Annotated in this window: 23 protein-coding genes; 12 read left to right on the top strand and 11 right to left on the bottom strand. The window is 66.7% G+C overall.

The genetic code is table 11. The features are described from left to right. Positions 1–17: 17 nt before the first annotated feature. From ACRYLO_RS16245 to ACRYLO_RS16235, 3 genes are read left to right on the top strand one after another with little or no spacing between them, the layout of a single operon-like run. Positions 18–1,301, top strand: a complete 1,284-nt coding sequence (locus ACRYLO_RS16245) for a thiamine pyrophosphate-dependent enzyme (RefSeq protein ID WP_482661106.1) — start codon at positions 18–20, stop codon at positions 1,299–1,301. Between the two features lie 50 nt (positions 1,302–1,351). Then, positions 1,352–2,356 (top strand): alpha-ketoacid dehydrogenase subunit beta, encoded by a 1,005-nt coding sequence (locus ACRYLO_RS16240; RefSeq protein ID WP_482661764.1) that lies wholly within the window; start codon positions 1,352–1,354, stop codon positions 2,354–2,356. 5 nt (positions 2,357–2,361) lie between these two features. Further along, positions 2,362–3,681, top strand: a complete 1,320-nt coding sequence (locus tag ACRYLO_RS16235) for a dihydrolipoamide acetyltransferase family protein (protein ID WP_482661105.1) — start codon at positions 2,362–2,364, stop codon at positions 3,679–3,681. Between the two features lie 137 nt (positions 3,682–3,818). Here the strand turns inward: ACRYLO_RS16235 and ACRYLO_RS16230 are convergent, their stop codons facing one another. After that, positions 3,819–5,102 carry a spinster family MFS transporter gene (locus ACRYLO_RS16230; RefSeq protein ID WP_482661104.1) on the bottom strand — a complete coding sequence of 428 codons (1,284 nt, stop codon included), beginning with the start codon at positions 5,100–5,102 and terminating at the stop codon, positions 3,819–3,821. An 84-nt stretch (positions 5,103–5,186) separates the two neighbouring features. Continuing rightward, the gene (locus ACRYLO_RS16225) at positions 5,187–7,412 is read right to left on the bottom strand and encodes a TonB-dependent receptor (RefSeq protein ID WP_482661103.1); all 2,226 of its coding nucleotides are present in this window, start codon (positions 7,410–7,412) and stop codon (positions 5,187–5,189) included. A 107-nt stretch (positions 7,413–7,519) separates the two neighbouring features. Here ACRYLO_RS16225 and ACRYLO_RS16220 point away from each other — a divergent pair, with 107 nt between their 5' ends. The 3 genes from ACRYLO_RS16220 to ACRYLO_RS16210 all read left to right on the top strand — a co-directional run bounded on the left by ACRYLO_RS16220 (position 7,520) and on the right by ACRYLO_RS16210 (position 9,163). Continuing rightward, a complete protein-coding gene (locus tag ACRYLO_RS16220; protein ID WP_224922019.1) occupies positions 7,520–8,176 on the top strand; it encodes a TetR/AcrR family transcriptional regulator in 657 nt (218 codons plus the stop codon). Positions 8,177–8,240: 64 nt separating this feature from the next. Further along, positions 8,241–8,672, top strand: a complete 432-nt coding sequence (locus ACRYLO_RS16215) for an endonuclease domain-containing protein (protein ID WP_482661102.1) — start codon at positions 8,241–8,243, stop codon at positions 8,670–8,672. Positions 8,673–8,728: 56 nt separating this feature from the next. Beyond that, on the top strand, positions 8,729–9,163 hold the full coding sequence (locus tag ACRYLO_RS16210; protein WP_482661101.1) for a hypothetical protein: 435 nt from the start codon (positions 8,729–8,731) through the stop codon (positions 9,161–9,163). Between the two features lie 24 nt (positions 9,164–9,187). On the opposite strand, the gene ACRYLO_RS16205 is transcribed toward ACRYLO_RS16210, so the two are convergent. After that, positions 9,188–9,775, bottom strand: coding sequence for a TlpA family protein disulfide reductase (locus tag ACRYLO_RS16205; protein ID WP_482661100.1), 588 nt, complete (start codon positions 9,773–9,775; stop codon positions 9,188–9,190). A 16-nt stretch (positions 9,776–9,791) separates the two neighbouring features. Between ACRYLO_RS16205 and argH the strand changes: the two genes are divergently transcribed. The 5 genes from argH to ACRYLO_RS16180 are packed head-to-tail and all read left to right on the top strand — an operon-like array spanning position 9,792 to position 14,367. Continuing rightward, positions 9,792–11,162, top strand: coding sequence for an argininosuccinate lyase (gene argH / locus ACRYLO_RS16200; RefSeq protein WP_482661099.1), 1,371 nt, complete (start codon positions 9,792–9,794; stop codon positions 11,160–11,162). 2 nt (positions 11,163–11,164) lie between these two features. Continuing rightward, positions 11,165–11,398 (top strand): lipoprotein, encoded by a 234-nt coding sequence (locus ACRYLO_RS16195; protein WP_327517232.1) that lies wholly within the window; start codon positions 11,165–11,167, stop codon positions 11,396–11,398. 10 nt (positions 11,399–11,408) lie between these two features. After that, on the top strand, positions 11,409–12,668 hold the full coding sequence (gene lysA / locus ACRYLO_RS16190) for a diaminopimelate decarboxylase (RefSeq protein WP_482661098.1): 1,260 nt from the start codon (positions 11,409–11,411) through the stop codon (positions 12,666–12,668). Continuing rightward, on the top strand, positions 12,665–13,420 hold the full coding sequence (locus ACRYLO_RS16185) for a precorrin-2 dehydrogenase/sirohydrochlorin ferrochelatase family protein (RefSeq protein WP_482661097.1): 756 nt from the start codon (positions 12,665–12,667) through the stop codon (positions 13,418–13,420). Before lysA ends, ACRYLO_RS16185 begins: the two co-directional genes overlap by 4 nt. Then, a complete protein-coding gene (locus ACRYLO_RS16180; RefSeq protein WP_482661096.1) occupies positions 13,417–14,367 on the top strand; it encodes a CorA family divalent cation transporter in 951 nt (316 codons plus the stop codon). Before ACRYLO_RS16185 ends, ACRYLO_RS16180 begins: the two co-directional genes overlap by 4 nt. A 62-nt stretch (positions 14,368–14,429) precedes the next feature. Here the strand turns inward: ACRYLO_RS16180 and ACRYLO_RS16175 are convergent, their stop codons facing one another. Both ACRYLO_RS16175 and ACRYLO_RS16170 read right to left on the bottom strand, forming a co-directional pair. Then, positions 14,430–15,005 (bottom strand): response regulator, encoded by a 576-nt coding sequence (locus ACRYLO_RS16175; protein WP_482661095.1) that lies wholly within the window; start codon positions 15,003–15,005, stop codon positions 14,430–14,432. Positions 15,006–15,087: 82 nt separating this feature from the next. Further along, positions 15,088–15,624, bottom strand: a complete 537-nt coding sequence (locus ACRYLO_RS16170; RefSeq protein WP_294017602.1) for an NADPH-dependent FMN reductase — start codon at positions 15,622–15,624, stop codon at positions 15,088–15,090. 68 nt (positions 15,625–15,692) lie between these two features. Between ACRYLO_RS16170 and ACRYLO_RS16165 the strand changes: the two genes are divergently transcribed. Then, positions 15,693–16,763 carry a CaiB/BaiF CoA transferase family protein gene (locus ACRYLO_RS16165; protein WP_482661094.1) on the top strand — a complete coding sequence of 357 codons (1,071 nt, stop codon included), beginning with the start codon at positions 15,693–15,695 and terminating at the stop codon, positions 16,761–16,763. Between the two features lie 46 nt (positions 16,764–16,809). On the opposite strand, the gene ACRYLO_RS16160 is transcribed toward ACRYLO_RS16165, so the two are convergent. The 6 genes from ACRYLO_RS16160 to fliP form a co-directional block, all read right to left on the bottom strand. Then, on the bottom strand, positions 16,810–17,208 hold the full coding sequence (locus ACRYLO_RS16160) for a flagellar export chaperone FliS (RefSeq protein ID WP_482661093.1): 399 nt from the start codon (positions 17,206–17,208) through the stop codon (positions 16,810–16,812). Positions 17,209–17,212: 4 nt separating this feature from the next. Then, positions 17,213–18,649 (bottom strand): flagellar filament capping protein FliD, encoded by a 1,437-nt coding sequence (gene fliD, locus ACRYLO_RS16155; protein WP_482661092.1) that lies wholly within the window; start codon positions 18,647–18,649, stop codon positions 17,213–17,215. Between the two features lie 36 nt (positions 18,650–18,685). Continuing rightward, positions 18,686–19,825 (bottom strand): flagellar type III secretion system protein FlhB, encoded by a 1,140-nt coding sequence (gene flhB / locus ACRYLO_RS16150; protein WP_482661091.1) that lies wholly within the window; start codon positions 19,823–19,825, stop codon positions 18,686–18,688. Further along, the gene (gene fliR, locus ACRYLO_RS16145) at positions 19,825–20,607 is read right to left on the bottom strand and encodes a flagellar biosynthetic protein FliR (RefSeq protein WP_482661090.1); all 783 of its coding nucleotides are present in this window, start codon (positions 20,605–20,607) and stop codon (positions 19,825–19,827) included. Before fliR ends, flhB begins: the two co-directional genes overlap by 1 nt. A 222-nt stretch (positions 20,608–20,829) precedes the next feature. Further along, the gene (fliQ, locus tag ACRYLO_RS16140; protein WP_294017608.1) at positions 20,830–21,099 is read right to left on the bottom strand and encodes a flagellar biosynthesis protein FliQ; all 270 of its coding nucleotides are present in this window, start codon (positions 21,097–21,099) and stop codon (positions 20,830–20,832) included. Between the two features lie 96 nt (positions 21,100–21,195). After that, positions 21,196–22,005, bottom strand: a complete 810-nt coding sequence (gene fliP / locus ACRYLO_RS16135) for a flagellar type III secretion system pore protein FliP (protein ID WP_482661763.1) — start codon at positions 22,003–22,005, stop codon at positions 21,196–21,198. Positions 22,006–22,010 lie beyond the last annotated feature (5 nt).

The following is a 22,010-nucleotide window of genomic DNA, read 5'->3' as shown; positions in this document are numbered from 1 at the left end:
TAGCTGCTGGAGAGTGCATGGCGGACGTCCCGCGCAACCTGCCCCCGCTGAGCCTGCATGTGCCGGAGCCCAAGTTCCGGCCGGGCGATGCGGTCGATTTCGCCGCGGTCGATGTGCCGCCCGCCGGTGCCCAGCCCCGTCCGGACACCGCCGCCGATCCGGCGAGCTTCCACGACCTGTCCTATACGCTGATCCGTGTGCTCGACGATGAGGGCCGCGCGGTCGGCCCGTGGGATCCGCGACTCGACCCCGACACGCTGCGCACGATGCTGCGCGACATGGCACTGGTCCGCGCGTTCGATGAGCGCATGTTCCGCGCACAGCGGCAGGGCAAGACCAGTTTCTACATGAAGTGCACCGGCGAAGAGGCGGTGGCGATTGCTGCCACCCATGCGCTGAGCCGCGACGACATGTGCTTCCCCAGCTATCGCCAGCAGGGCATCCTGATCGCGCGCGGATACAGCCTGGTTCAGATGATGAATCAGATCTATTCGAACAGCGGCGACAATCTGCAGGGCAAGCAGCTGCCGATCATGTATTCGTCGAAGGACGACGGGTTCTTCTCGATCAGCGGCAACCTCGCCACGCAATATCCGCAGGCCGTGGGCTGGGCGATGGCGAGCGCGGCCAAGGGTGATACGCGGATTGCCGCGACCTGGTGCGGCGAGGGTTCGACGGCGGAGGGCGACTTCCACTCGGCGATGACCTTTGCCACCGTCTACAAGGCGCCGGTCATCCTCAACGTCGTCAACAACCAATGGGCGATTTCGAGCTTTTCGGGCTTTGCCGGGGCTGAGGCGACGACCTTTGCCGCGCGGGCGATCGGCTATGGCATGGCGGGCCTGCGGGTCGACGGCAATGACGCGCTGGCGGTTTATGCCGCGACGCAATGGGCGGCGGAGCGCGCGCGGACCAATCAGGGGCCGACGCTGATCGAGCATTTCACCTATCGCGCCGAGGGCCATTCGACCTCCGACGATCCGACGCAATATCGCAGCGCGGGCGAGCCCGGCGCATGGCCGCTGGGCGATCCGATCGCGCGGCTGAAGGCGCATCTGATCGGCTTGGGCGAATGGGACGAGGAGCGCCACGCGGCGATGGACCGCGAGGTCGCCGAACTGGTCAAGGCATCGCAGAAGGAAGCCGAGAAGAACGGCATCCTGGGCCATGGCCTGCACCAGCCGCTCGATTCGCTGTTCGACGGGGTGTTCGAGGAAATGCCCTGGCATCTGCGCGAGCAGCGCCAGCAGATGATCGACGAGGAAGTGGCGAGCGGACGGCCATGGGCGAGGAAGGCATGAGCGACGTGATCGAAACCTCAGCCAGCGCCGAGACCGGTGAGACCGTGCGCATGAACATGATCCAGGCGATCAACTCCGCGATGGCGGTGATGATGGAGCGCGATCCGAACGTGATCGTGATGGGCGAGGATGTCGGCTATTTCGGCGGCGTGTTCCGCGCGACGGCGGGCCTGCAGGAGAAGTTCGGCAAGACCCGCGTGTTCGACACGCCGATCACCGAATGCGGCATTATCGGCGTGGCGATCGGCATGGGCGCATACGGCCTGCGCCCGGTGCCGGAGATTCAGTTCGCCGACTATATCTACCCCGCGCTCGACCAGCTGGTGAGCGAGGCGGCGCGGTTGCGCTATCGCTCGGCGGGGCAGTTCACCGCGCCGCTGACGGTGCGCTCGCCCTTCGGCGGCGGCATTTTCGGCGGGCAGACGCACAGCCAGAGCCCTGAGGGCATCTTTACCCATGTGTCGGGCGTGAAGACGGTGATCCCGTCGACGCCGTACGACGCCAAGGGGCTGTTGATTGCGTCGATCGAGGACAATGACCCGGTCATCTTCTTCGAGCCCAAGCGCATCTATAACGGCCCGTTCAACGGCCATTGGGATCGCCCGGCAGAAAACTGGTCGAAGCATCCCGGCGGCGCGGTGCCCGAGGGCTATTACCGGATCGAGCTGGGCAAGGCGGCGATCGTGCGGCCGGGCACTGCGCTGACCGTGCTGGCCTATGGCACGATGGTGCATGTCGCAAAGGCGACGGTCGAGGAAATGGGGATCGACGCCGAGATCATCGATCTGCGCACGCTGGTTCCGCTCGACATCGAGACGATCGAGGAGTCGGTCAAGAAGACCGGCCGCTGCATGGTGGTGCATGAGGCAACGCGCACCGGCGGGTTCGGCGCGGAGCTGTCGGCGCTGGTGCAGGAGCGGTGTTTCTATCACCTCGAGGCGCCGGTCGAGCGCGTCACCGGGTTCGACACGCCCTATCCGCATAGCCTTGAATGGGCTTATTTCCCCGGGCCGGTCCGTATCGGACAGGCGCTCAAGAAACTCCTGAAGGACTGATCGGCATGGCGCGCTTTACGTTTCGTCTTCCGGACATCGGCGAAGGCATCGCCGAGGCCGAGATCGTCGCCTGGCACGTCAAGGTGGGCGACCGGATCGAGGAGGATCAGCAGGTCGCCGACATGATGACCGACAAGGCGACCGTCGAGATGGAATCGCCGGTGTCGGGCGTGGTGGTCGAGCTGGCCGGTGAAGTCGGCGATCAGGTCGCGATCGGCGCGTCGCTGATGGTCGTGGAGACCGACGAGGCGGTGGCGGAAGAAGCTGCGGCGGAACCGGCTCCGGTTGTCGAGGCGGTCGAGGAACAGGTCGAGGCGGAGACGCCGGGCGTGCCGGAGGTGGTCGACGAAAAGCCCTCTCCCCTTCAGGGGAGAGGGTTGGGAGAGGGGGACTCTCCTCAAGCGCCGTCGCCCGCGGACATCCCCCTCTCCCCGGCCCTCTCCCCTGAAGGGGAGAGGGAGAGCAGGCCCGTCCTCGCCTCCCCCGCCGTGCGCGCGCGCGCCAAGGATCTCGGCGTCGACCTGGCCGAGGTGAAGCATGACGGCCAGCATATCCGCCATTCCGATCTCGACGCCTATCTGCGCTATGGCAGCGGACAGGGCTATCATGCGCCGCATGCCAGCCGCGCGCGGGAGGATGAGGCGGTCAAGGTGATCGGGATGCGTCGCCGCATCGCCGAGAATATGGCGGCAGCGAAGCGCGCGATTCCGCATTTCACCTATGTCGACGAGATCGACATAACCGCGCTCGAGGCGATGCGCGCGGACCTGAACGCCAATCGCGCATCGCGGCCCAAGCTGACGATGCTGCCGTTCCTGATCGTCGCGATCTGCCGCACCCTGCCCGACTTCCCGATGCTCAACGCGCGCTATGACGATGAGGGCGGCGTGGTGACGCGGCACGGGCGCGTGCACATGGGCATGGCGACGCAGACCGACGCGGGGCTGACCGTTCCGGTGATCCGCGATGCGCAGGACATGAATGTGTGGCAGCTGGCGAGCGAGATCGGGCGCCTCGCCGAAGCGGCGCGCACCGGCAAGATCAAGTCGGAAGAGCTGCAGGGCGGGACGATCACGATCACCTCGCTTGGCCCGCTTGGCGGTATCGCGACGACGCCGGTGATCAACCGGCCGGAGGTGGCGATTATCGGCCCGAACAAGATCGTCGAGCGCCCGGTGTTTGTCGGCGACGAGATCGTCCGCGCCAAGCTGATGAACCTGTCGATCAGCTGCGACCACCGCGTCGTCGATGGCTGGGACGCGGCGAGCTATGTTCAGGCGCTGCGCAAGCTGCTCGAGACGCCGGTGTTGTTGTTCGCGGATTGAAATTGATCCTCCCCCGCAAGGGGGAGGTGGCGCCGAAGGCGACGGAGGGGGAGGACAGCGATGTCCTCCCCTTTTGCCGTCGTGCTTCCGCCCCCTCCGTCACGCTTTGCGTGCCACCTCCCCCTGGCGGGGGAGGATTAGCTTTCCACCCAGTCCTTGCGCAGGGTGCGGACCGCGAAGAGCATCAGCACGGCGGCGATGACGTAGAAGGACAGCGCCGCGACCGCCGAATAGCGCAGCGCTTCGTTGCCATAGCTCGCGGTCATCGCGTCCGACATCGCGCCCATCGCCCATGAGCCCGCGCCAAGGCCGATCAGATTGTTGATCAGCAGGAAGCTGGCGCTCGCGGTCGCGCGCATCTGCGGGGGCACGAGGTTCTGGATCGCCGTCGTCACCGGGCCGAGCCACAGGATGTTGAGGCCGTTCGGGATCAGGAACAGGAACCACGCCAGCGTCACATTGTCGGTCAGGAACCCGCCGGCGAACAGCGGAACGCAGATCAGCCACGCGATCGCCGGAAGCTTGGCATAGGCGCCGCGGTCGCTGTGCCCCAGCCGGTCGGCGAGCACGCCGCCCATGAACACGCCGATCGTGCCGCCGACGAGCAGGATCGAACCGAAGAAATAGCTGGTCGTCGACAGGTCGAAGCCGAAGCTGCGCACGAAGAAGGTCGGCGCCCAGAACGCGAGGCCGTAGCCGCACATCGAGCTGAACCCGGCGCCGATCGCCATCAGCCAGAAGCTGGGCTTCTTCGCGAGGATACCGAACACCTGCCCGATCGGCGCGCGTGCAGCGGCGGTGGTCGCCACGGGGCGCGGTGGTTCCTTGACGATCATGCGGAAGAAGGGGGCGATGACGACGCCGGCCAGACCGACGACGATGAACGCCCAGCGCCAGTCGACGGTCGCCGCGATCCACGCGCCGAGCAATGTGCCCGAGGCGAGACCAATCGGGATGCCGAGCGAGTAGATGGCGAGCGCGCGGGCGCGCTGATGCTGGGGGAAATAATCGGCGATGATCGCATAGGAGGGCGCGACGCCGCCCGCCTCGCCCACGCCGACGCCAAGGCGGTAGAGGAACAGGGTCCAGAAGCTGGTTGCAAGGCCGCACAAGGCGGTGAAGCCGCTCCACACGGTGAGCGAGATCGTCACCACCCAGGTGCGGCTGGTGCGGTCGGCGAGCAGCGCGAGCGGTACGCCGAGCGTCGAATAGAGAAAGGCAAAGGCGATGCCGCCGAGTGCGCCGAGCTGGGTATCACTCAGCCCCAGATCCGCCTTGATCGGCACGGCGAGGATGCCGAGGATCTGTCGGTCGAGGAAGTTGAAGGTATAGACCAGCAGCAGCATCGCCAGCACGACCGCGCGATAGCCGGGCGTGCCATGGCCCTGTGCAGCCGGTGCCGCCCCGTTGGTGGCGCTCATACCCTCTCCCTCAAAAAAATGGGCCGGACGCCCCCTTTCGACGCCCGGCCCGATCAGTCTGGCAAACTCAAACCACGAAAGCGATCAGAACTTGATCTCGAACGTGCCGGTCACGGTGCGCGGCGGGCCGTAATAGCCGATGATCGAATTGCCGAAGAGCGCGCCAGGGAAGTTGTAGCCGCCGACGCGATAGCGGGCGTCGGTCAGGTTGCGCGCCGCGACGCCGAGGCGATAGCGGCCGTCACCCGAGGTCCAGTTGAGCGAGGCATCGACCAGCGCATAGCCATCCTGATCCAGCGCCGGGGTCGCCAGCTCGAACATCTGGGTGTCGCTGCGCAGCGAAACCGAAGGGGTGAAGGCGAGCACGCCACCCGCGACGTCGTTCGACCAGGTGAACGATGCGTTGGCGGTCCATTCCGGCGTGTTCTGGAACGCGCGCTGGTCCGACACATCGACCGGGGTGGTGCCACCGCCGATGAACGTGAAGAACTCCTTGTAATCGGCATTGGTGTAGCCGACCACGACGCTGGCCTGGAAGTGGCGCGACGGGACCATGCGGGTTTCCAGCTCGAAACCATAGATCTCGCCCTTGCCGGCGTTATCGACGAAGCTGGCGATACCACCCGCGAGCGAGGGCACCTGGATCGTGACCTGCTGATCCTTGTAGTTGGAGAAGAAGCCGGCGGCGTTGATGAACAGGGTGCGGTCGAGGAACGCGCCCTTCAGGCCCAGTTCGTAGCTGTCGATCGTTTCGGGCTCATAGCCGTTGACGGTGGTCGGCGTCAGGATCGCGTCGCCGCGCATATCGAACCCGCCCGACTTATAGCCCTTGCCGTAGCTGGCATAGAGGTTGAGGTCGGCGTTGGGCTGATAGCTGAGGCTGATGCGCGGGGTCAGCTTTTCGAAATCGCGGCTGTTGGTATAGTCCGAGCGGATCAGGCCGGGGACCGCGGCGGCGTTGCCGAAGCGCGGCGAGCGGATGCCGGTATAGTTGCGGCGGAACACCGTGCCGGTCTTTTCATCGCGGGTGTAGCGCAGGCCCGCCGAGATCTTGAACGTATCGGTCAGGTCGAAGCTGAAGTCGCCGAATGCGGCATAGCTTTTGGTGAACACCTCACCCGCAGTCAGCGTGGTGGTGTTGAGGCCGCCCAGCACGGTGTCGAACGCGCCGCTGGCGCGGCCGTTGAGGTAATAGAGGCCGAACACGCCCTGCAGCCGCTCGCCTTCATACAGCAGCTGAAGTTCCTGGGTGAACTGACGGTCCGAATATTCGGCGGGAACATCGAGCGTCGGCAGGCTGGTGTTGTCGAAATCGATCACCGTGTCGGTGTTGCCGTCGCGCCACGCGGTGATCGTCTTGAAGGTCAGCGCATCCGACAGGCCGATTTCGCCGGTGACCGACAGGCCGCGCGTTTCCACACGGTTGTCGTCGCCGATCCCCGCGCGGGTATCATAGACGCTGGCGGTCGGCGCGTAGATGGGATCGACCCCATTGGGCAGCAGGCGGGTGCCGTGGCGCGGGTTCGACCGGTCGAGCACGCGGTCGCCCGCGACGCGGACGAAGATGGTGTCGGTCGGGGTGAATTCGGCCGACAGGCGGGTGGCGAACACGTCCTTGTTGTAGTGCTCGGCCCCGGTGGTGAGGTTGGTGCCGAAGCCATCGCGCCAGTACTGCGCGACCGCCGCACCCAGCGACAGCGTGTCGCCTACGGGCACCACGACCTGACCCACCAGATCGATCTGGTTGTACGAGCCGTAGCTGCCGCGGAACGAGGCCTTGAAGTCATCGCCCAGACGACGGGTGACATACTTGACCGCGCCGCCGATGGTGTTGCGGCCATAGAGCGTGCCCTGCGGCCCGCGCAGCACTTCGACCCGCTCGACGTCGAAAATGTCGAGCACCGCGCCCTGGGGCCGTGCGACATAGACATCGTCGATATACAGCGCGACGCCGGGTTCGAAGCCCCACAGCGGATCCTGCTGACCCACGCCGCGGCTGAACGCGATCAGGGTCGAGTTCGACCCGCGCGCGATCTGCAGCGTCAGGTTCGGGGTCTTGTCCTGCAGCGCGGTGATGTCCGCCGCACCGCTCTTGACCAGCGAATCACCCGAGACGACCGACATCGAGATCGGCACGTCGATCAGGCTTTCCTCACGACGGCGCGCGGTGACGACGATTTCGCCGCTGTCCTGCGTTTCGGCGGCTTCGTCGGCGGGCGCTTCCTGCGCCATGGCAGGGACCGAGGCGAGCGCGCTCAATGCGGCGCCGGCGGTCAGAATCGTGCGGACAGACGGATAGAGACGCTTCATGCTTTCCTCCCCAAAAGCGGCCGGCGACTCCCGGCCTTGTCAGTGGTTGAAGATGCCTATAGTGAAACCTGAACCGGGTTTCAACTTCGGGATGAAGGAGGGGAAAAATGACGCAAGAACGTGGCAAGTCCGCCACACTGCCCCCTGCTTTGCATCTGGGCGACAGCGCCGCGAGCGAGGGCAAGGAACCGCGCACCGCACGCGGCCGCCGCACGCTGCGCACGATCCTCGACGCGGCTGCGGCCGAGTTTGGCGAGAAGGGATTCCATGACGGGTCGGTGAGCGGCATCACGCGGCGCGCGGGCGTGGCGCTGGGCAGTTTCTACACCTATTTCGATTCGAAGGACGCGGTGTTCCGCGCGTTGGTGCGCGACATGAGCGATCAGGTGCGCGAACATGTCGCCCCCGCGATCCGCGCCGCGCCAGAGCAGATCGCCGCCGAGCGCGCGGGCCTTGAAACCTTCATCGGCTTTGTCCGCAAGCACAAGGAAATCTACCGCATCATCGACGAGGCCGAGTTCGTCGATCCCGAGAGCTTCCGGTTGCACTATCAGACTACCGCCGAGCGCATCGAGAAGCGGCTGAAGGCGGCGGCGGAACGCGGCGAGGTGCGCGCCGACGTGTCCGAGGTTCACGCCTGGGCGATCATGGGGATGAACGTGTTCCTGGGCCTGCGCTATGGCGTGTGGAGCGAGGATGCCGAAGCGGCCGAGGTCGCGGATACCGTGGCGGAGATGCTGGCGCGGGGGTTGGGGGTTCGGTAACTTCTCTATCCTCCCCCGCCAGGGGGAGGTGGCACGCGCAGCGTGACGGAGGGGGAGGACGGCGATGCGGCTAGAGGGATCGGAGCAAGCCCGCCGCAATGCAAAACGCCTGCGCTGGACCATGACGCCGCCGGAAATCGCTCTCTGGCTTGCACTGCGCGTGAACGCCGCAGGCTTGCGGTTTCGCAAGCAGCATGGAGCCGGGCCGTATGTCCTCGACTTCTATTGCGCGCCGGCCCGGTTGGCGATCGAAGTCGATGGTGAAGCCCATGAGCGGGGCGACCGACCCGAGCGCGACGCAGCGCGCGATGCCTGGCTGTTGGAGCAGGGCGTTCAGACGCTTCGCTATCCCGCAGCTGAGGTTTTAGGGAATTTGGATGGCGTAGTGCAGCAGATCATCGCGGTCGCCGTGGAACGAGCCGCAAGCAACAAAGTGCGTCGCCGTCCTCCCCCTCCGTCGCCTTCGGCGCCACCTCCCCCTGGCGGGGGAGGATAGTAAGGGCCGGATGCGCACTCGTTGCGTTTTCAGGCTCCCAACGGCACATCTGCGCCATGAACTATTTTGAGCTTGCCGCTGGGAACGAAGAATACGCCGTTCCGCAAGAATGCGACCTGACATGGAGCTTCGGAGCGCCGCTCCCAACTTTGGTTCAATGGGAGTTTGGCACGCGTCTTTTCTTCTATCTGAGGGGTGATCGCGATGAGGTCGGCTCGATTGCTTTCGAACGATGCCTCGCCGTTAGATTCGAGACGCCCGGTGAAGTAGGGCATCGTTTGGAGGGCAAGGGTTGGGAACCTTACACCTTTCTTCGTGTGATCGACTCCGAATGGCTAAGGCGAAAAGTCGGCACAAATTCCGGCCTCACCCACTATGTTTTGCCATTCCACGACACGACGTTCGAATGCTTGGCAGCTTCGTTTCACACTGCCCGTTATGACGGCTCAATCAGCGATGCGGTTAGCATGATGATGGAGGAAAATTGGTAGTAGCCCTCCACATTCCGGCTCGATCTAACCCGCCTCCGCTATCCACTTCGCCGCCGTCTCGCCGTCCCAGTCCATGTCGCCCGACACGCGCCAGACTTCCTTGCCCTGCGCGTCGTAGAGGATCGTCGTCGGCAGGTTGACGCCATAGCCGGTCGAGAATTTGACGTCGGGGTCGAGATAGGGCTGGAGCGCGGCGAATTTCGCCTTGTCGAAGAAGGGCGTGACCTTGGCCGCGCCGTCGAGGTCCTGGCTGATTACCAGCACTTGCAGCCTGTCCTTTTCGCGCACCGCGAGCCGGTCGAGCGTCGGCATTTCGCGCACGCATGGCGCGCACCAGGTGGCCCAAAGGTTGACCAGCAGCGGCTTGCCGCGGAACGCTGCCAGCGTCACCGGCTTGCCAGCGGGATCGAGGAAGCCGTAGTCGGGCGCGGCCTCACCCTGCTTGCTGCGGTCGACCGTGCCGACGCGTTCGGGTTCGTCGGACCCATTGCCGACCGCAGCCGTGCTTTCGTCGGCGACAGTTGCGGTTGCTTGCGGCTGCGGTTGCTTGCCACTATCGCAGCCGGCAATTCCAAGGCCCAGTATAAGGAGAAGCGCGATCGTCGAGCGCAAGGGAAGCTCCAATTCCATGTGGGGCGGGCGCTTCGCCGAAGGCCCGTCGTCGGTGATGCGTGAGATTAACGCATCGATCCCGTTCGACAAGCGAATGTGGCGCCAGGATATCGCCGGATCGAAGGCGCATGTCGCCATGCTGGGGCAGCAGGGCATCGTCTCGGCTGAGGACGCCGCGACGATCTCGGCCGGGCTGGATCAGGTCGCCGCCGATTACGAGCGCGACGGGGTGCCGGAGGATCTGGCGCTCGAAGACATTCATATGCTGACCGAATCGCGGCTGGCCGAGAAGATCGGACCGGTCGCCGGGCGGCTGCATACCGCGCGCAGCCGCAACGATCAGGTCGCGACCGATTTCCGCCTGTGGGTGCGCGACGCGACCGATCAGGTGCTCGCCGCGCTCGACGCGCTGCAGGGCGCGCTGCTGGCGCGGGCGCAGGAGCATGCCGACAGCGTGATGCCGGGCTTTACGCACCTTCAGAGCGCGCAGCCGGTGACGCTGGGGCATCATCTGATGGCCTACTTCGAGATGGTCGGGCGCGATGTGTCGCGGTTTTCCGATAATCGCGGGCGCGGCAATCTGTGCCCGCTGGGATCGGCGGCGCTGGCGGGAACCGGCTTTCCGCTGGATCGCGAGATGACGGCGGCGGCGCTGGGCTTCGACGGGCCGACGCGCAACTCGCTCGATGCCGTGAGCGACCGCGACTTCGCGCTCGATTATCTGATGGCGGCGGCGCAATGCTCGCTGCACCTTTCGCGGCTCGCCGAAGAGTTCGTGATCTGGGCGAGCCAGCCGTTCGGCTTCGTCAAGCTGAGCGACCAATGGTCGACCGGCAGCTCGATCATGCCGCAGAAGCGCAACCCCGATGCGGCCGAGCTGGTGCGCGGGCATAGCGGGCGGATCGTCGGGTGCCTGACCGCGCTGATGATCACGATGAAGGGTCTGCCGCTCGCCTATTCGAAGGACATGCAGGACGACAAGCCGCCGGTGTTCGAGGCGCATGACCTGCTCGCGCTGTCTATCGCGGCGATGACCGGGATGGTCGAGAGCGCCGAGTTCCGGACAGACCGCATGCGCGGCCTCGCCGAAAGCGGCTTTGCCACCGCCACTGACCTGGCCGACTGGCTGGTGCGTGAGGGCGGCATCCCGTTCCGTGAGGCGCACCACATCACCGGCCGCGCGGTCGCGGCGGCGGAGGCGAGGGGCGTACGGCTCGACCAGCTGGAACTGGCGGAACTGCAGGCGATTGACGGGCGTATCGACGACCGCGTCTTTGGCGTATTGACGGTCGATGCTTCGGTCGCGAGCCGGATGAGTTTTGGTGGCACGGCCCCGGCGCGGGTGCGTGCGGCGATTGCGGCGGCGCGTGCCGCAAGAGGAGAATGACGATGCGAACCCTGGTGGTCTTCACGGCGCTTCTGCTGGCCGCATGCGGCAATCGGGGCGACCTGAAACCGGCTGCCGGGGAGTCGCTGCCGCCCAAACCCTTTGGGGCGGTGGCCACGCCGGCACCGGCAGACCTGACGAAGGCGCCGCCCCAGACGCGACCGACCCGCAGCGACGAAGTGCTGCGCAGCTCAGAAGAACGGCGCAGCGACGAGTTCGACCTGCCGCCGCAGTAAGAAGATCATCATGGACCATTTCAATCGCAAGAACGGCGTGCTGCACGCCGAGGACGTCGCCATTCCCGCCATCGCCGCGGAAGTGGGCACGCCCTTTTACGTCTATTCGACCGCGACGCTGGAGCGGCATGCGCAGGTGCTGAAGGCCGCGCTCGCCGATCTGCCGCGCGTGCACATCGCGTTTGCGATCAAGGCCAATCCGAACCTTGCGGTGCTCGGCGTGCTCGCCAAGCAGGGCTATGGCGCGGACGTCGTTTCCGGTGGCGAGCTGAAGCGCGCGCTGGCGGCGGGAATGAAGCCCGAGGACATCGTGTTTTCGGGCGTCGGCAAGACGCGCGGCGAGCTGCAGCTGGGGCTGGACGAGGGGATCGGCCAGTTCAACCTGGAGCTGGAGGAGGAAGGCGAAGTGCTCGCCGACCTCGCGCATGCTCAGGGCAAGACTGCCCCGGCGGTGCTGCGCGTGAACCCCGATGTCGATGCCGGCACGCACGCCAAGATTTCGACCGGCAAGGCGGAGAACAAGTTCGGCGTCGCGATCGACCGCGCGCCTGCGATCTTCGACCGGCTGGCTAAGCGGCCGGGCATGAATTTGCGCGGCGTGGCGATCCATATCGGCAGCCAGTTGAAGACGCTCGCCCCGCTGGAAGCGGCGTACAAGCGTGTCGGCGAGCTGGTCGCGCAGCTGCGTGCGGCGGGACACGAGATTACCCATGTCGATCTCGGCGGTGGGCTTGGCGTTCCCTATGAGCCCGATGACAAGGTTTCGACCGCCGAGGAATTCGGTGCGATGGTCAAGCGCGTCACCGCCGATTGGGATGTAACGCTGATGTTCGAGCCGGGCCGCTTCATTTGCGGCAATGCCGGGCTGCTCGTCACCGAGGTGATCTGGGTCAAGCCGGCGAGCATCAACCCCTATGTCATCGTCGATGCGGCGATGAACGACCTTGCCCGCCCGGCGCTGTACGACGCCTATCATGCGTTCGAGGCGGTCGAACCCAATGGCGAGAAGTTCGTCGCCAATATCGCAGGACCAGTGTGCGAGACCGGCGATACGTTCGCGATGGGGCGTGAGATCGATCTGGTGAAGTCCGGCGATCTGGGCGTGTTCCGCACCGCCGGCGCGTACGGCGCGACGATGGCGTCGACGTATAACAGCCGCGCGCTGGTGCCCGAGGTTCTGGTGTCGGGCGACAAGTTCGCGATCGTCGCAGACCGGATCCAGCCCGAGTCGATCATGGGGGCCGAACGCGTCCCCGAGTGGGTGCGGTGAAACGCTCCGGCCTGCCCGTCTTTGTGCGGTTGGACGGGCGGCCGGCGATATTGGTGGGCGACGGCGCGATGGCGGAGGCTAAGCGCCGCCTGCTCGAGCGCGCGGGCGCGGTGATCGTCGGCGAGGAGGCGCAGGCGCACATCGCGCTGGTTGCATGCGAGGATCCCGAGCCGGTGGTGGCGCGGCTCAAGGCACGCGGGCTGCTGGTTAATGTCGCCGACCGGCCCGATCTGTGCGACTTCACTTTGCCCGCGATCGTCGAGCGCGATCCGGTGACGATCGCGATCGGCACCGGGGGCGCGTCGGCGGGCCTCGCGGCGGCGTTGCGGCAGCGGATCGAGCCGCTGGTTCCGGCTGGCCTTGGCGCGTTCGCCGATGCGCTGGCGGCGGCGCGTGGGGCGATGCGTGCGCGCTGGCCCGATGGCGGGGAGCGGCGGCGGGCGCTGGGTGCTGCGTTGAGCGGGCCGCTCGATCCATTGCAGGCACAGGATGGCGAGGCGGTCGCGCGCTGGATCGCCGGGTCCGATGCACCGGGCGACCGGATCGAGACGATCGTGCTGACCTCCCCCGATCCCGACGACCTGACGCTGCGGCAAGCGCGCTGGCTGGCGCAGGCGGATCGCGTGACGCATCGCGCCGATGTGCCCGCCGCGATCCTCGACCGCGCACGCGCCGATGCCGATCGCCTGCTCTGCGATGCGCCGCCTGAGGGCTTGCCCGGGCTGACCGTCGATGTTTCAACCGCACGATGAGCGGATTTGCCTATCGCGTGACGGCGCAGGCCGTGGAGGAGATCGCCCCGCGCGACGCCTTGGCGTGTGCGGCGGAGTTCGTGTGGATCCACCTTACCTCACGCGATGAAGAAGTGCAGTCGTGGCTGCGCGATCATGCGGCGCTCGACCATTTCACCATCGACGCGCTGACCGCGCTGGAGACGCGCCCGCGGTGCGAGCAGATCAATGGTGCCGCCGTGCTCAATATGCGCGGCATGACCCACGAAGCGATGGTCAGCAGCGATCCGCTCGCCTCGATCCGACTGCGTGCCGATGGCGAACGGGTCATCTCGGTCACGCGCCTGCCGCTTGACGCGCTGGATGCGGCGCGCAGGGCAATGGAATCCGGGCAGATCCGGGATGCGGGGGACCTGATCGCGACGCTGGCGACCGCGATCACCGAGCAGCTCGATCCGCAGGTTGCGCAGCTTGGCGATTCGCTCGACGATTGCGAGGAGCAGCTCGATCCGCGCGCCGCGTTCGACCTGCGTCGCACGGTCAGCCGCGTGCGGCGGCAGGCGATCGGCTATCGCCGCTTCCTCTATCCGCAGCGCACCGCGCTGGAGAAGCTCGCCGGATTGGCCGTGACCTGGCTGAGCGACGAGGATCGGCTGCACATCAACGCCGCCGCCGACCGCGCGGCACGCATGGCCGAGGAGCTGGAGAGCATCCGCGAGCGCGCGGCGCTGATCCATGAAGCGCTGACCGATCTGCGTGCTGAAGTGATCGATCAGCGCTCGCTGCTGATCGCGGTGGCGGCGATGATCTTTCTGCCGCTGACCTTCATCACCGGGCTGTTCGGGATGAATGTCGATGGGATTCCCTATGCCCGGCATCCCGAATCATTCTGGGTGATTACCGGCTTCAGCCTGGCGGTGGCGGCCGGGGTCGCGCTGTATTTCGTCCGGCGGCACTGGTTCCGTTAGAATTGGAGTCAGCTGAATCGCGGCACCGGCCCGCAGCCGTTTCAGCGATGCAGAAACAAACGCTAAACCGGGACGACGCGGCCCCCCGGCGCGTCGATCGATCCTTGCAGCCGCGCATAATCGGCTCGGGTAACGGCGAGTTCGCAACGCGTCTCGCCCAGTTCGATCGCGCGCGCGGCGATCCGCGCGTCGAGTGAGGCGACGGTGCGCTTGAGCTCGGCGATCCGGCCTGCGCGCTCCAGCGTGCGTTCGATCCGCGCCTGAAGCACACCGAAATCAAAGGGCTTGGCGAGATGGTCGTCGGCTCCCGCCGCCAGCGCTTCGACCGCACCGCGCGTGTCGGTGAGCGCAGTGATCATGATCACCGGCAAATCGGCGGTGTCGGGAGCGGTGCGAATTTCGGTGAGCGCTTCCAGCCCCGACATGCCCGGCATCACCATGTCGAGCAGGACCAGGTCGAAACCGCGCCCGGACAGCAGGTCCAGCGCCTCACGACCGCTTTGCGCCAGCACGACCATATAGCCCATCGCGCCGAGCCGCCCGCCAATGACATGCAGACTGGTCCGGCTGTCATCGACGACCAGGATCGTGCGCGTGGCGCGTCGGCGTGATTCGCCGGTCGGGGTGGTGCCATTCACCATGGCCCCGTCTTATCTCGCGAGCGTCACGATCCTGTTAACGTTGCGCTGGGCGGCGGCACCGGCGAACCAAAGAAGCCTCTCAGCGGCGCAGGAACCACATGATCTGGTCGACCATCATGCGCAGCTGGGCATCGGCATCGCCGAGCGGGTCGCCAGGCGCGCCCATGTTGATCGCGACGCCGAGTGGGGTCGGCCATCCGCGCAACGCGTGGACCACGGTACGCAGCGCCGCCATGGTCGACACCGCCGCCTGCCACCCGCCGGCCGTCGCGACCATGCCGACCGGCATCCGGTCGAAATAGACACGGTCGTCACCGCGCAGCAGCTCGACATGGTCGAGCGCATTCTTGACCAGCCCCGACAGCGTGCCGTGATAGCCCGGCGAGCCGATCACCAGCGCGTCGGCGCTGCGCAGCACCGCGACGAAATCGGCAATTTTGCCGTCCGGCACCGGATCGCACAGCTCATAGGGCGGGAAGTTGATCGCCTCACCCGTCAGCAAGGTGGTGCGCGCGCCAGCGTCTTCCGCAATCGCCAGGCACCGCGCCAGCACGCGCCCGGTGCTCGATTCGGGGCGCGAGGTTCCGCCCAGGGCGACGATGTGCGGCTTGCTCATGGCGCGGGGCTAGCGGAAACCGGTGGGATGAGCCACCCTGAACGCGCGGGACGGAAAAGGAGGACGGGGTGCAGACCAAGGGACCGCTGGCGGGCGTGCGCATCGTCGAGATCGACGCGATCGGGCCGGTTCCGTTCGCCGCGATGCTGCTCGGCGATCTGGGAGCGGACGTGGTCCGCATCGTCCAGCCTGATGCGAGCGCGAGCCATGTCGTCCCCAGCCTGTATCGCGGGCGGCGCGAGCTGGAGCTGGATTTCCGGCACCCGGCGTCGATCAACGAGCTGCGCGACCTGATCGACCGCGCCGATGGCTTGATCGAGGGGATGCCGCCGCGCTCGATCGAGGCGCTGGGGATCGGGCCGGACGCGTGCCGGATGCGCAACCCGCGCCTGGTCTATGGCCGGGCGAGCATCTGGGGGCAGGACGGGCCGATGGCCGAACGTCCGGGCAGCGATATCAATGTGCTGGCACTGACCGGCGCGCTGCACGCGATCGGCACGCCCGACCAGCCGGTGGTGCCGCTGACCCTGCTGGGCGACCATGCCGGGTGCGGGCTGTTTCTGGCGCTGGGCATGGTCAGCGCGATCCTGGGCGCACAGGCGAGCGGCGAGGGGCGGATCGTCGATGCGGCGGCGGTCGACGGGGTGGGCACGCTGATGGCGTTGACCCAAAGTCTGGCGAGCAGCGGGCGCTGGCTCGACCGGCGCGAGGCCAATCTGGTCGATGGCGGCGCGCCCTTTTACCGCACCTATCGCTGCGCCGATGAGCGGCATGTCGCGGTCGGTGCGATCGAGCCGTCGGCCTTTGCCGACCTGTGCGCGGTACTGGGGCTGGAAGCGTCGAAAATCCCGCAATTCGACCGTGCCGGCTGGCCGCACATGGCGCGTGAGTTCGCGCGGCGCTTTGCCAGCCGGACGCGCGACGAATGGATCGCGCGCTTTCCCGATGGCGCGGCCTGCGTCACCCCGGTGCTGAGCCTGAGCGAGGCCGCGCGGCACCCGCATGCGCTCGCCCGCCGTCCCTTGGCGAGCGGCCCGGCGGGTGGCCCGACCGCGCCGCAATTCACCCCGCGCGCCGCGCCGGTGGGACCGGCGGTGGTGACGAGCGTGGGCGAGATGCTGGGGCGGTGGGTGGATTGAGGCATACACAATCCTCCCCCGCAAGGGGGAGGATTTATAGGGTGACCTACGCCGCGCGCGCGGCGCTCCAGGCGCCGGCGATTTCCTCGAGGTCGTCGGCGACCGCGCGGAACGGCGCGGGGTCGGTGCCGATGCTGGCCTGAACGATCTGGTTGCGCAGGCCATGGTAGAGCGTTGCCAGCGTGCGCGACACGTCGCCGCCACGCTCGAAATCGAGGCCCCCTTCCAGCGCGAACAGGATCGCGGTGGCGCGGGCGATCCGCTCGCTCTTGACCGGGAACTGCCGCTTCTCGGTCGCAAAGGCGGCGGAGCGGAGCGCGGCGATGCACTCCTTGTACATCAGCGCGATCAGCTGGTGCGGATCGGCGGCCGCAGTCCGTCCGACCGCATCGATGTTACGATAGGTGGCGGCGGCGTCGGTGGAGAGGCGGATCGGGCGGGTCATCGCATCAATCCTGCTTGTTCCAGGCTTCGACCTGCGATTCGAGGAAGCTCATCGTCGATTTATAGACCGCGACCTTGGCGTCCATGCTGGCGAACTGGCGGGTCATGCGGGTGCGGGTGTCCTCGATCTTGGTCAGAATGTCCGCCTTGTCGTCGTCGAGATCGGCCTTGGCGCGGGTATAGCCCGCCTCGCTCGCACCCAGCCCGCGCGTGGTGCTGGCCGCCGCCGTGGCGATGGCGTTGAGCGCCCCGGCGACGCCATTGCCGGTGGCATTGGTGCCGACCGGTTCGGCGAACAGCCGCTCGACCGCTTCGGGATAGTCCACCAGCGCGCGGCTGAGCGCGGAGGTATCGACGCTGAGCGTCCCGTTGCGTTCGGTGCGGATACCGATCTGCGCCAGCGTGGTCGGCTCACCCGCTGCGCCGGTTGCGATCTGTGCGATGGTGATCTGCTGCAGCTCGCGTTTCACCGCCTTCGCCGCCGCATCGCCACGCAGCGCGCCGCCGATCGGATCGAGATCCTTGTTCAGCGCCGAAAAGACCTCGTTATAGGTCGCGACGAAGTCCTGCGCCGCCTGGAGCAGTGCGCTGGTCGGTGCGCTCTTGCCGATCGACACGATCGTGCCGGGCTGGGCCGAGGACAGGTCGAGCCGCACGCCGGGGACCAGATCGGAAATGCTGTTGCCGTCGCGGCGCAGCGCGATGCCATCGACCGCGACAATCGCGTCGGATGCGGCGCTGCCGATCGTCGTCCCGCTCGCGCCGATACCGACATTGAGCGCGGCAAGGCCGGTTTGTCCGGGGGTTTCGGTCGCGGTGAGGGTGAAGGCGCGCGCCTCCCCGCTTGCGCCCTTGACCACCAGTCGCGCGCCGCCGCTGTCGGTCACGACCGATGCGGAGACGCCCGCCTTGGCCGCGTTGATCGCGGAAGCGATGCCGTCGAGGCTGCTGTTATCCGGGCCGATGGTGATGGCGACCGGGGCAGCGGTTCCCGGGGTGAAGCCGGTCATCGCGCCGTCGGCTACAGTCGCGGTGCCGAAGGTCAGCGTCAGCGTCCCCTGCCCGATTGCGGCGGTGCGGTCGGTGACGGGGGCGCTGGCGGCGCTCTGTGGCGCGGCGAGCTGGCGCACCTCGACCTTGGTATTGAGCGTCGCGAGATTGGCGCCGGCGAGGCGGGTGACGCCGAGAATGCTGGGGTGCGAGCTGGTCGGTTGAGTCGCCAGCGTTCCGCCGCGCGTCAGGCTGGCGAGCGCGGACGCAAAGCCGGTGATGTTGCTCTTGTGCGTCGCTGCAGCGGTGATCTGCGCGGTCAGCGTCTCTTCGCGTTTGGTGAGCGCGGCGTTCTTCAGCTCGAACTGCGCGTCGACCAGGCCCTGGACGAGCGCGGTCGTGTCGATGCCCGACCCCGTGCCGATCGTTTTCGCAATCGATTCAATGGCCATGGCCGTGATCCCCCATGCCTCGATAAACGGCTATCATCATGCGGGCTTAAGGCCGGTTTGACGGCCTTCCTCATCGAACAGCGCGGTTTCCGGCACCTTGATCGTCGGCATCGCGGCTCCAGCGCGCTTGTCGAGGCCGAACACGAACGCCAGCACCGTCGCGACCGCGAGATAGAGGTCGTCGCGAATCTCCTGATTCTCGCGGCTGGTGAAGTAGAGCGCGCGGGCGAGCGGGGGCAGTTCGAGGCGCGGGACCGCCAGTTCGTCGGCCAGCTCGCGGATGGCGAGGGCAATCTCGCCGCGCCCCTTGGCGACCACCACCGGCACCTGATCCTTGCCCTGATCGTAGCGCAAGGCGACCGAGAAGTGCGTCGGGTTGGTCAGCACGACATGCGCGGTGGCGACGCTCTTGCGCAGCCCGCCCTTGGCGATTTCGCGCTGGCGCTGGCGACGATGGCTCTTGGCCTCGGGCGACCCTTCGGTCTCCTTATATTCGTCCTTCACTTCCTGAACGCTCATCTTGAGCCGCTGCATGTGGCGGAAAATCTGGATCGGCAGGTCGACGCCCGCGATCAGCAGCAATCCGCCAGCCATGACGATGACGAGCGTCGCGAAGGTGTCCCCGAGCGACTTTACCGCCGTGCCGAGGTCGGACGAGACCAGCCCCATCGTCATCCCCGCCGACCCCCAGAGCAGCCACGCGCCCATGCCGCCGAGCAGCACCACCTTGAGCAACGACTTGCCGAGTTCGATCCAGCCGGTCGGGCCGAAGATGCGCTTGAGGCCCGAGCCGGGATTGATGCGGTTGCCCTTGGGCGCCATCAGCTTGCCGTTGAAGCGTAGCGACCCCAGCGCCGCCTGGCTCAGCACCGCGCCGCCCAGCGTGATGGCGAGCAGCGCGCCGAGCGACGGCGCGAGCTTCCACCCGGCGATGGCAAGCGGCTTCCAGGGCTGAAAGCTCTCGATATCGGCGCGACCGAAGCTGAAGCTGGCCGCCATCACTTCGCGGATCGCGGAGAGCAATTGCGGCCCCATCAGGATCATCCAGCCACAGCCGAGCAGCATGATCAGCGCCGCGCCGAACTCGCGCGATTTGAGCAGGTCGCCATCGTCGAGCGCTTTTTGTTTGCGCTTGGGTGTTGGTGCTTGTGTCTTTTCGCCAGCCGTCTCCGCCATCAGCCGGGCCCTCCCAGCACCAGCGTCTGCGCGGCATCGAGCGCCTCACGCACGATGACGAGCATGTAATCGCCCATGGCGGGCATGCCGACGAGCAGGGCGAGGACGCCCATGGCGAGGCTGGCGGGAATGCCGATCGCGAACAGGTTGAGTGCAGGGGCAGAGCGCGAGATCATGCCGACCACGATGTTGAGGCACAGCAGCAGGAACCCCACCGGAAGCGCAAGCAGCAGCCCGGCGAGGAAGGCATAGCCGCCGAACAGCACGATGTTCATGAGCTTGCCCGGCGCGAGCCAGGCACCGCCGGGGGGCAGCAGCTCGTAGGAGCGCACGATCAGCTCGACCAGTACGAGATGGCCGTCGACCGCGAGGAACAGCAAGGTGAGCAGCACGGTCAGGAACTGGCCGAGCGCGGGGGTCGACTGGCCGGTCTGGGGGTTGATCGCGGTGGCGAAGGACAGGCCCATCGACACGCCGATCACCTCGCTCGCCACGAGTGGCGCGGCAAAGGCGATCTGAAGGATGAAGCCGAGCGCGAGGCCGACCAGCGCCTCTGCCGCGACGGCGAGGATCGTGGTCAGCACGAACACCTCGCCCGGCACCGCGATCGGCGCGGCGTGCATCGACAGGATCGAGACGGCGGCGGTCAGCAGGATGCGGACGTTGAGCGGCACCGCGACGGCGCCGAACACCGGCGCGGCCATGAACGCCGCGCCGACGCGCACCATCGTGAACAGCAGCGCCCAGAGCTGCGGCTCGATCGCGAGGCCGAAGCCGAGCATGTCAGTTCAACGAACCGGCTTTGGGATTATGAGTCGTCATCCCCGCGAAAGCGGGGAATGGGCAGGTCTGCCATGCGCCCCGCGCATGGCTAAGATTGCCGGGGGCAATCTTACCTGCCCATCTCCCGGACCATCCCCGCTCGCACCGCCAGAGCATGTTGCTCGTGTCGGAGATGGGCCCCCGCTTTCGCGGGGGTGACGGAAGGAAGAGCGGTGTCGGAATCACTTCACCAGATCCGGAATGCGTTCGAAGATCGCCGTGGTGAAATCGCCGAGCAGGGTCATGATCATGCCGCCGAAGATCACCAGGCTGACCCCGACGATCGCGAGCTTTGGCACGAAGGTCAGCGTCTGTTCCTGGATCGACGTCGCCGCCTGAATCATGCCGAGGATCAGGCCGGACAGGAGCGCCGGGATCAGGATCGGGGCCGAGGCGAGCGCGAGGATCCACATCGCTTCGCGCGCCACGGAGAGGAAATAGTCTGCGTCCATCTTTAATCCTTTGCGGCACCGGCCCGCTCCCCCACCCGGCCACCCAGGCAAGCTACCCTATGGGTGGCCGGGTGGGGGAGCGGGCCGGTGCCGTGGCTACCCACTGAAGCTTGAAGCGAGGCTGCCCATCGTCAGCGCCCAGCCATCGACCAGCACGAACAGCAGCAATTTGAACGGCATCGAGATGATCGTCGGCGACATCATCATCATGCCAAGGCTCATCAGCACGGTGGCGACGATCAGGTCGATGACGATGAAGGGCAGGAAGATCAGGAAACCGATCTGGAACGCGGTCTTGAGTTCGCTGGTGACGAAGGCCGGCAGCAGGATCGAGAAGGGCGTGTCCTGCGGATTGGCGATCGGCCCCGCCTTGGCGATGCCGGCGAACATGGTGATGTCCTTCACCCGCGTCTGCTTGAGCATGAAGGCGTGGAGGGGCTTGCCCGCTTCCTCGATCATCTGCGTCGCGCCGATGCGCCCTTCGGCATAGGGTTGGATCGCGGTGCGGTTCATCTGTTCGATCGTCGGCGCCATGATGAAGAAGGACAGGAACAGCGACAGGCCGACCAGCACCTGATTGGGCGGGGTCTGTTGCAGCCCCAGCGCCTGCCGCAGGATCGCCAGCACGATGATGATCCGCGTGAAGCTGGTCATCATCAGCAGGATGCCCGGCAGCACCGTGAGCAGGCCCATGATGATGAGCACTTGCAGCGACAGGCTGAGCGGCGCGTCGCCGCCGCCCAGATCGCCGAGCGCGCGGTCGATCGCGTCGCCGGCCCCGGGGGTCGCAGCTGCAGTCGGTGCGGCGACGGGCGCTGCGGCGGCCGCTTCCTGCGCGAACGCCGGAGCGACTGCGAACAGCGCGAGCGCGAGCGCGCCGAGCAGCAGGGCGATGTGGCGCAGCATCGGGC

The organism is Sphingomonas sp. SDUR79, assembly GCF_056821745.1.
The sequence above is the reverse complement of the archived record's forward strand: the minus strand, read 5'-3'. Positions and strand labels throughout refer to the sequence as shown.

Coding starts and splice junctions, on each gene's coding strand:
- ACRYLO_RS16180 (WP_482661096.1), top strand. CDS start 13,417: ATGAGCGGATTTGCCTATCGCGTGACGGCGCAGGCCGTGGAGGAGATC.
- ACRYLO_RS16230 (WP_482661104.1), bottom strand. CDS start 5,102: ATGAGCGCCACCAACGGGGCGGCACCGGCTGCACAGGGCCATGGCACG.
- ACRYLO_RS16210 (WP_482661101.1), top strand. CDS start 8,729: ATGAACTATTTTGAGCTTGCCGCTGGGAACGAAGAATACGCCGTTCCG.
- ACRYLO_RS16245 (WP_482661106.1), top strand. CDS start 18: ATGGCGGACGTCCCGCGCAACCTGCCCCCGCTGAGCCTGCATGTGCCG.
- ACRYLO_RS16170 (WP_294017602.1), bottom strand. CDS start 15,624: ATGAGCAAGCCGCACATCGTCGCCCTGGGCGGAACCTCGCGCCCCGAA.
- fliD (WP_482661092.1), bottom strand. CDS start 18,649: ATGGCCATTGAATCGATTGCGAAAACGATCGGCACGGGGTCGGGCATC.
- ACRYLO_RS16225 (WP_482661103.1), bottom strand. CDS start 7,412: ATGAAGCGTCTCTATCCGTCTGTCCGCACGATTCTGACCGCCGGCGCC.
- lysA (WP_482661098.1), top strand. CDS start 11,409: ATGGACCATTTCAATCGCAAGAACGGCGTGCTGCACGCCGAGGACGTC.
- fliP (WP_482661763.1), bottom strand. CDS start 22,005: ATGCTGCGCCACATCGCCCTGCTGCTCGGCGCGCTCGCGCTCGCGCTG.
- ACRYLO_RS16235 (WP_482661105.1), top strand. CDS start 2,362: ATGGCGCGCTTTACGTTTCGTCTTCCGGACATCGGCGAAGGCATCGCC.
- ACRYLO_RS16220 (WP_224922019.1), top strand. CDS start 7,520: ATGACGCAAGAACGTGGCAAGTCCGCCACACTGCCCCCTGCTTTGCAT.
- ACRYLO_RS16240 (WP_482661764.1), top strand. CDS start 1,352: ATGAACATGATCCAGGCGATCAACTCCGCGATGGCGGTGATGATGGAG.
- argH (WP_482661099.1), top strand. CDS start 9,792: ATGTGGGGCGGGCGCTTCGCCGAAGGCCCGTCGTCGGTGATGCGTGAG.
- flhB (WP_482661091.1), bottom strand. CDS start 19,825: ATGGCGGAGACGGCTGGCGAAAAGACACAAGCACCAACACCCAAGCGC.
- ACRYLO_RS16160 (WP_482661093.1), bottom strand. CDS start 17,208: ATGACCCGCCCGATCCGCCTCTCCACCGACGCCGCCGCCACCTATCGT.
- fliR (WP_482661090.1), bottom strand. CDS start 20,607: ATGCTCGGCTTCGGCCTCGCGATCGAGCCGCAGCTCTGGGCGCTGCTG.
- ACRYLO_RS16195 (WP_327517232.1), top strand. CDS start 11,165: ATGCGAACCCTGGTGGTCTTCACGGCGCTTCTGCTGGCCGCATGCGGC.
- fliQ (WP_294017608.1), bottom strand. CDS start 21,099: ATGGACGCAGACTATTTCCTCTCCGTGGCGCGCGAAGCGATGTGGATC.
- ACRYLO_RS16215 (WP_482661102.1), top strand. CDS start 8,241: ATGCGGCTAGAGGGATCGGAGCAAGCCCGCCGCAATGCAAAACGCCTG.